The organism is Wolbachia endosymbiont of Tuta absoluta (assembly GCF_059414725.1).
Window position 1 is genome coordinate 1 of record NZ_JBNRJY010000014.1, and the last position, 1,337, is coordinate 1,337.

Annotated in this window: 1 protein-coding gene; it reads right to left on the minus strand. The window is 42.2% G+C overall.

All coding sequences use genetic code 11. The features are described 5' to 3' along the window. Positions 1-140: group II intron maturase-specific domain-containing protein (locus ACJ5GX_RS00100; protein ID WP_495292558.1), on the minus strand; the 140-nt coding region annotated here is incomplete at its 3' end. Positions 141-1,337 lie beyond the last annotated feature (1,197 nt).

The following is a 1,337-nucleotide window of genomic DNA, read 5'->3' on the forward strand; positions in this document are numbered from 1 at the left end:
TTCTTGCATATGGGTGCAGCAAAAACCCATTGGCGTTGACCCATTACTTTGAAGTAACGATTCTTTATCCAACGTAATCCTTTACGAGGATGTCTTTTCTTTGCCCATTTCCATAAACTATGCCAAATTTCATTGTCGATCGATCTTCAACCAAACTCTCAGTTTGTTTTTAGTTCACCGCGCATGAAACCGTAAACAGCATGAATATACCACAGAACAGAACAAAAAGTACTCAGTTAGTACTTTGTGAATAGAAGTGACATGGAGATAGGATTTTTTTGAATTGACATCTACATTCTACACTAGTTAGTTATAAAGAAACCCGATCGATCTGTCAAGAGACTAGAATAGACGAGTTTTACGCGGTAATGAGGTCATTTTGACAGCCGTTTAAACCCAGTCTGGAAGACTTGGTGTCCCACACGAAAAAAGTAGAGAGAGAGAGAGGAAAAATTTACAATCGGCGATAGATGGCACGGGCGCGGCCGTAGATGCCGGGTGGATGCCGGCGACCTACTGGGTGACCGACAGAGAACCGCGGTCGATCGATCAATACACTGAAAAGAAAAGAAAGTCTGTACAATTTGGTCTCTTCTCTTTCGCCCAGTCGCGACGATTCGTGTTTTTAAGTCTGAAATTGTACCTCAAATTGTGATATCGATTGCTCGACCTGAACGCGAGCCAATTCATGAACAGCGGGACCGTCATACGGCATTCAAATGCAGGGCAGTTTCAAGATTCAGCTTATAAACATGGGGACTCGGGCAGCTGCCTGTAAGCATTTATTAGTTGAAAATACTGCTTCAGCTCTATACATTTGATGAGGTTGATGCTTGCATGCACATTTATCGCATTTATTTTTCAGAGGAATCTGAAAAGGGGAAGCTTCATTACATAGTACAAAGCTTTTCATGTATCCCCTAATGCAGCTGCCGGCGTGCGATAACACGCAGCTCATTTTAGAGCCGCTCAATCAGAAAGGTGAGCTCGTGAACCACGAGCTTTGGTTATAAATATTTGTTGCACTGACTGGCACGGCTCTGCGACCTCCCGCGCGGCACGTTCTCCGCTTACCCTCATCTCCATGCAGACCAATAAGGTCTTCAAACCTTATCTATGTACCTAGAATTTCTCAACTAATCAGCCTACTGTTTCCTAATGTTGACTTAAACTTTTAACTTTCTTGTACTACAGGAAAAAAAAATTTATGTGTAGGAACTTAAATAGCCAAATCTGTATTAGAGCAAGATAGATTTTCCGTAGGGTTGCTAACTATCAAACCCTTAAAATAGGAACCCTACGGAACATCTATCTTGCTCTAATACAGAGTTGGGTAT